At 69.9% G+C, this 5,688-nt stretch carries 7 protein-coding genes; 4 read left to right on the forward strand and 3 right to left on the reverse strand.

What is annotated here, in order from left to right; translation table 11 throughout:
* The 4 genes from E1292_RS49105 to E1292_RS49120 all read left to right on the forward strand — a co-directional run.
* The coding region (locus E1292_RS49105; RefSeq protein WP_246091007.1) for an enoyl-CoA hydratase-related protein at positions 1–1,089 on the forward strand (1,089 nt) is incomplete at its 5' end.
* A 16-nt stretch (positions 1,090–1,105) separates the two neighbouring features.
* On the forward strand, positions 1,106–2,635 hold the full coding sequence (locus tag E1292_RS49110; protein WP_132606678.1) for a helix-turn-helix domain-containing protein: 1,530 nt from the start codon (positions 1,106–1,108) through the stop codon (positions 2,633–2,635).
* Between the two features lie 70 nt (positions 2,636–2,705).
* Positions 2,706–3,743 (forward strand): tyrosine-type recombinase/integrase, encoded by a 1,038-nt coding sequence (locus E1292_RS49115; protein WP_132606679.1) that lies wholly within the window; start codon positions 2,706–2,708, stop codon positions 3,741–3,743.
* Between the two features lie 169 nt (positions 3,744–3,912).
* The gene (locus E1292_RS49120) at positions 3,913–4,164 is read left to right on the forward strand and encodes a helix-turn-helix domain-containing protein (protein WP_132606680.1); all 252 of its coding nucleotides are present in this window, start codon (positions 3,913–3,915) and stop codon (positions 4,162–4,164) included.
* A gap of 91 nt (positions 4,165–4,255) precedes the next feature.
* Here the strand turns inward: E1292_RS49120 and E1292_RS49125 are convergent, their stop codons facing one another.
* From E1292_RS49125 to E1292_RS49135, 3 genes are read right to left on the reverse strand one after another with little or no spacing between them, the layout of a single operon-like run.
* Positions 4,256–4,552, reverse strand: a complete 297-nt coding sequence (locus tag E1292_RS49125) for a DUF952 domain-containing protein (RefSeq protein WP_439331964.1) — start codon at positions 4,550–4,552, stop codon at positions 4,256–4,258.
* Positions 4,549–5,103 (reverse strand): GNAT family N-acetyltransferase, encoded by a 555-nt coding sequence (locus tag E1292_RS49130; RefSeq protein WP_132606682.1) that lies wholly within the window; start codon positions 5,101–5,103, stop codon positions 4,549–4,551. The genes E1292_RS49125 and E1292_RS49130 overlap by 4 nt, the downstream gene beginning before the upstream one ends.
* Positions 5,104–5,161: 58 nt before the next feature.
* Positions 5,162–5,485, reverse strand: a complete 324-nt coding sequence (locus E1292_RS49135) for a DMT family transporter (RefSeq protein WP_132606683.1) — start codon at positions 5,483–5,485, stop codon at positions 5,162–5,164.
* Between the last annotated feature and the right edge of the window lie 203 nt (positions 5,486–5,688).

Below are 5,688 nucleotides of genomic sequence, written 5' to 3' on the forward strand. Positions count from 1 at the left end.
GCGCAGTTGTGTGATCTTCCGGTGCGGGTGTTCGACGTGTATCGGGGTCCGGAGTTGCCGGGTGGGGTGCCGGGTGAGGTGGTGGCGCGGCGTGAGGGGGCCGTGCTGGTGCGTACGGGGGACGGTTCGGTGTGGGTGGGGCATCTGCGGCTGGAGCGTGAGGGGGCGGTGAAGTTGCCGGCGGCGATGGCGCTGGGTGAGCTGGTGGCTTCTGCGCCGGAGCGGTCGGGGTACAGCGAGATCACGTACGACCGTAGTGATGGTGTGGGGGTGGTGAGTTTCGACTTCTACAACGGGGCGATGTCGACGGAGCAGTGCCGGCGGTTGGCGGCGGCGTTGCGGTATGCGGCGGCGCAGGATACGCGGGTGCTGGTGGTGCGGGGTGGGGAGGTGTTCTCCAACGGCATTCATCTGAATGTGATCGAGGCGGCGCGGCATCCGGAGCTGGAGTCGTGGATGAACATCAATGCCATCAACGCGGTGTGTCGTGAGGTGATCGGGTGTACGGGGCAGCTGGTGGTGACGTCGATGGGCGGCAATGCCGGTGCGGGCGGGGTGATGATGGGGCTGGGTGCGGATCGGGTGATCGTGCGTGAGGGGGTGGTGTTGAATCCGCATTACCGGACGATGGGGTTGTTCGGTAGTGAGTTCTGGACGTATGTGCTGCCGCGTCGGGTGGGTGCGGAGCAGGCGTTGCGGTTGACGCAGGAGGCGTTGCCGATCGGGGCGGTCGAGGCGGTGGAGCTGGGGCTGGCGGACAAGATGCTGGCGGGGTCGCGGTTGGATTTCGAGCGCCGGGTGCTGGAGTACGCGGAGCGGCTGGCGGTGGATCCGGGTTACGATCGGTTGCTGGCCGGGCGTCGGGCGGCGCGGGAGGCGGATGAGCGGCGTAAGCCGTTGGACGCGTTCCGGGCTGAGGAGCTGGCGGAGATGAGCCGGGACATGTTCGATGATCAGAATGGGTTCCGGGCGGCTCGGCGGGCGTTCGTGCACAAGCTGAAGGCTGAGGCGACGCCGGAGCATCTGGCGGTGCATCGGGGGTTGTCCGGCGCGTCGTCGGTGTTGGGCGCGGAGGCATCTCATATGTGAGATATGGTCTCGTGTTGTGGCAGACGATTACCTTGTGCGGATCGGCCGGTTGATCCGGGACGCGCGTCAGCATCGTGGTTGGACACAGCTGCAGTTGGCGGATGCGCTGGCGACGAGTCAGAGTGCGGTCAACCGGATCGAGCGCGGCAACCAGAACATCAGTCTTGAGATGATCGCCCGGATCGGTGAGGCGCTCGACAGTGAGATCGTGTCGCTGGGTTATGCCGGGCCGATGCATCTGCGGGTGGTGGGCGGGCGCCGGCTGTCGGGTTCGATCGATGTGAAGACGTCGAAGAACGCGTGTGTGGCGTTGCTGTGCGCGTCGTTGCTGAATGCGGGGCGGACGATTCTGCGTAAGGTGGCGCGGATCGAGGAGGTTTACCGGATTCTGGAGGTGCTCGCGTCGATCGGGGTGCGGGCGCGGTGGATCAATGAGGGCAGCGATCTGGAGATCGTTCCTCCGGCGCGGTTGGAGCTGGAGGCGATGGACACGGAGGCTGCTCGGCGTACCAGGAGTGTGATCATGTTCCTGGGGCCGTTGATGCATCGGACGGAGCAGTTCCAGATTCCGTATGCGGGTGGGTGTGATCTGGGGACGCGTACGGTGCAGCCGCACATGTCGGCGTTGCGGCCGTTCGGGCTGGACATCACGGCGACGGGCGGGTTCTATCACGCGCGGGTGGATCGGGGGGTGTCGCCGTCGCGGCCGATCGTGTTGACCGAGCGGGGTGACACGGTGACGGAGAACGCGCTGCTGGCGGCGGCGCGGCATGACGGGGTGACGGTGATCCGCAACGCCTCGTCGAATTACATGGTGCAGGATCTGTGCTTCTTCCTGGAGCAGCTCGGGGTGCGGGTGGAGGGGGTGGGGACGACGACGCTGACGGTGCACGGGCTGGCCTCGATCGAGCGGGACGTCGACTACTCCCCTTCCGAGGATCCGGTGGAGGCGATGAGTCTGCTGGCGGCGGCGGTGGTGACGTCGTCGGAGCTGACGATCTGCCGGGTGCCGGTGGAGTTCCTGGAGATCGAGCTGGCGGTGCTGGAGGAGATGGGGCTCGACTGCGACCGGGGGCGGGAGTACGCCGCGGCCAACGGGCGGACACGGCTAGTGGATCTGACGGTGCGGCCGTCGAAGCTGGTCTCCCCCATCGACAAGATCCATCCGATGCCGTTCCCGGGGCTGAACATCGACAATGTGCCGTTCTTCGCGGCGATCGCGGCCTCGGCGCAGGGGTCGACGCTGATTCACGACTGGGTCTATGACAACCGGGCGATCTATCTGACGGAGCTGACGCGGCTGGGGGCGTCGGTGAAGTTGCTGGATCCGCATCGGGTGCTGGTGGAGGGGCCGACGCGGTGGCGTAGCGCGGAGATGATGTGCCCGCCGGCGTTGCGTCCCGCGGTGGTGGTGCTGCTGGCGATGATGGCGGCGGAGGGCACGTCGGTGCTGCGGAACGTGTATGTGATCAACCGGGGTTACGAGGATCTGGCGGAGCGGCTGAACGCGCTGGGGGCGCGCATCGAGACGTTCCGCGACATCTAGCGTTTGTGTCGGTGCCGGCCGCTACGGTCTTGCTCGGATCTTGTCGTGTCCAGCGAGAGGGTGGTGGCCGGTGCGGCCTGCGGAGCTCGACCGGGTGACGGTGGCGGAGGCGGCTGACCGTTATGTGGAGTTGGTGCGGGCCAGGACGGTGACGGGGGCGTTGTCGCCGTCGACGGCGGAGGTCTACGCGCGGGACGTGGCGACGCTGGTGGAGCTGGCCGGCGACGCCACGGTGCTGGATGATCTGACGGGCGCGGACGTCGATGCGATTCTGCTGGCGTTCGCGCGCCGGCCGGACGGCAGGCGCGCGGCGGGCTCGGGTGAGCGGGGTGGCGGGCAGTCGCCGGCGTCGCAGGCGCGGTTCCGGCGGTCGATCTCGGCGCTGTTCAAGCATGCGGCGCTGGCCGGGTGGGTGCAGCTCAATCCGATGACGGGGTCGGCGGTGACGGCCAAGGAGCGGGGCGGTTTGCGGCCGCAGCGGCGGGCGTTGACGCGGGAGCAGGCGCAGGGGCTGATCGGGGCGGCGCGGGCGGTGCCGGACGCGGCGCCGGCGGGCAAGCGGCGTGACCAGCGTACGGAGCTGCGGGACGCGGTGATCGTGTTGCTGCTGGCGACGGTGGGGCCGCGGGTGTCGGAGCTGGTGCGCGCCAATGTGGAGGATTTCTTCACCAACGACGGGGTGCGCTACTGGCGGATCTTCGGCAAGGGCGGGCGGACGCGTGACGTGCCGTTGCCGGAGGATGTGGCGCGGGTGCTGCAGGAGTATCTGGCGCGGGGGCGGCCGGCGGTGCGGGACAAGGCGTTGTTGTTGTCGTGGCGGGGGCGGCGGCTGGCGCGGGGCGATGTGCAGGCGGTCATCGACCGGGTGCAGGCGCGGGTCGACCCGGATCAGCGGCGGTCGGTGACACCGCATGGGCTGCGGCACACGACGGCGACGCATCTGCTGGCCGACGCGGTCGACATGGACGCGGTGCGGCGGGTGCTGGGGCACAGTGACCTGTCGACGTTGGGGCGTTACCGCGATGAGCTGCCGGGTGAGCTGGAGGTGGCGATGCGGGCGCATCCGCTGCTGCGGGGCGAGCCGGGCGGTCCGCGCGATTCCGGCTGAGCGGGCGGCCGTCCGGCGAGGGTTCCGGCGGGGCGCGGGTGGAAGGCGGCGTGACGACTCCGGCGCGGGCGGCCGGGCCGCGCGGGGGTCCAGCGGGCGGGTGCGAGAGCGCGCAGGAGCTCGGGCGATAACTATACCGGTATTAGTATCCAGGTATAGGGTGGTGGCCATGGTGCGACCTCCGCTGACCCCTGAAGAGCGGCTCCGTGGCGAGCAGCTCGGCTCCACCCTGCGTCAGGCCCGCGGCGATCGCAGCATCGTCGAGGTCGCCGCGGCCGCGGGCATGTCCGCCGAAACGCTCCGCAAGATCGAGACCGGCCGCATCGCCACCCCCGCCTTCTTCACCATCGCGGCCCTGGCCGACGTCCTCGGCATCTCCCTCGACCACCTGGCCGTGCGCTCCACCCCCGCCCCCACCTGATCCGCAGCCGGCTGGGCTGGTGGGCCTGATCGGCCGTAGGCCGGGGCTCCGGCCCCGCGCGGTGGAGGCCGGTCCCGGCCCCGGGAGGTGGTCAGGGGGTGAAGGGGCGGACGGCGGTGACCGCGCCGACCGGCAGGGGCCCGTACAGGTGGGGGAAGCCGTCCTCGAGGCGGACGTCCAGGCCCGCCGGGTCGATGTCGAGGACGAGCAGCGGCTCGGCCACGCCGGTGTAGAAGGCGGAGTGGACGTCGCGCAGCTGGGCCAGGTCGCGGCTGCAGTGGATGAAGCCCACGTCGTCGAGGGAGCGGCCCAGGGTCGAGACGCGGTACTCCCCCGCCTGGCGGGCGCCGTCCCAGTCGGCGCGCAGGGCGAGGTGGTGGATCGTCACGGGGCCCATTCGCGGTCGAGGATGGCGTAGACCGCTTCGCTGGCCCATTCGCCCTTGACGATCTCGCTGTCGATGAGGGTGGCCTCGTGGCGCATGCCGAGCTTTTCCAGGACGCGGGCTGAGGCGGTGTTGCGGGCGTCGAGGCGGCCGACGACGCGGTGCAGGCCGAGCTCGTCGAAGGCGAGGCGGAGCATGGCGCGGCCAGCTTCGGGGGCGTAGCCGTGGCCGTGGTGGTCGGGGTGCAGGATGTAGCCGATCTCGCCCTGGCGGTGGGGTTTGCTGGTCCAGATGAGCAGGCAGTTGCCGATGAGCTCGCCGCTGTCGCTCAGGGTGATGGCCAGGTCGAGCGCGTCGCCCTCGTCGAGGAGGGCGGTGCGGGTGATCCTCTTGTCGAGGAAGGCGCGGCTGGCGTCGCGGTCGCGGGGCCCCCAGTAGAGATGGCGGGTGACGTCGGGAAGGCTTTCGTAGGCGTGGACGGCGTCGAGGTCGCCGGGGGTGAAGGGCCGCAGCGTGAGGCGGTCGGTGGTGAGGGGGTAGTGGGGTTTGAGCACGGGGGCAGTGTAGGGAGCGGCCGCGGAGGCGGCAAAACGTTTTCGCGGGTGGTGGAGGTCAGTGGGCGCCCGCGAGGTTGAGGACGACGACGCCGCCGATGATGAGCAGGATGCCGCCGATCTTGAGCGGGGTGAGGGTTTCCCCCAGGAACGCCGCGCCGATCAGGGCGATGGCGGCGGTGCCGGCCCCGGACCAGACGGCGTAGGCGGTGCCGACCTCGAGGTGGAGTTTGAGCGCCTGGGCGAGCAGGACGAAGGAGACGATGTAGCCGGCGGCGACGACGGCGCTCCAGCCGAGATGGGTGAAGCCGTTGCTGAGTTTGAGCGCGGAGGTGGCCAGGACCTCGGAGGCGATGGCGAGGGCGAGCAGGAGCCAGGCCATGGGCGGTTGTCCCCCAGATGCTGAGTGGTGCGGGTGTACCACTTTAGGCCGGGGCTTGTGGCGCGGGTCTGCGTGAGGTGCGGTGCGGGCCGGGGGGCGGCGCGGAGCAGCTGAGTTTGAGCGCGGAGGTGGCCAGGACCTCGGAGGCGATGGCGAGGGCGAGCAGGAGCCAGGCCATGGGCGGTTGTCCCCCAGATGCTGAG

Source organism: Nonomuraea deserti, assembly GCF_004348685.1.
GTDB lineage: Bacteria > Actinomycetota > Actinomycetes > Streptosporangiales > Streptosporangiaceae > Nonomuraea > Nonomuraea deserti.

Bases quoted from the DNA above. Each gene is read 5' to 3' on its own strand.
- E1292_RS49120 (WP_132606680.1), top strand. From the start codon at position 3,913: ATGGTGCGACCTCCGCTGACCCCTGAAGAGCGGCTCCGTGGCGAGCAG.
- E1292_RS49135 (WP_132606683.1), bottom strand. From the start codon at position 5,485: ATGGCCTGGCTCCTGCTCGCCCTCGCCATCGCCTCCGAGGTCCTGGCC.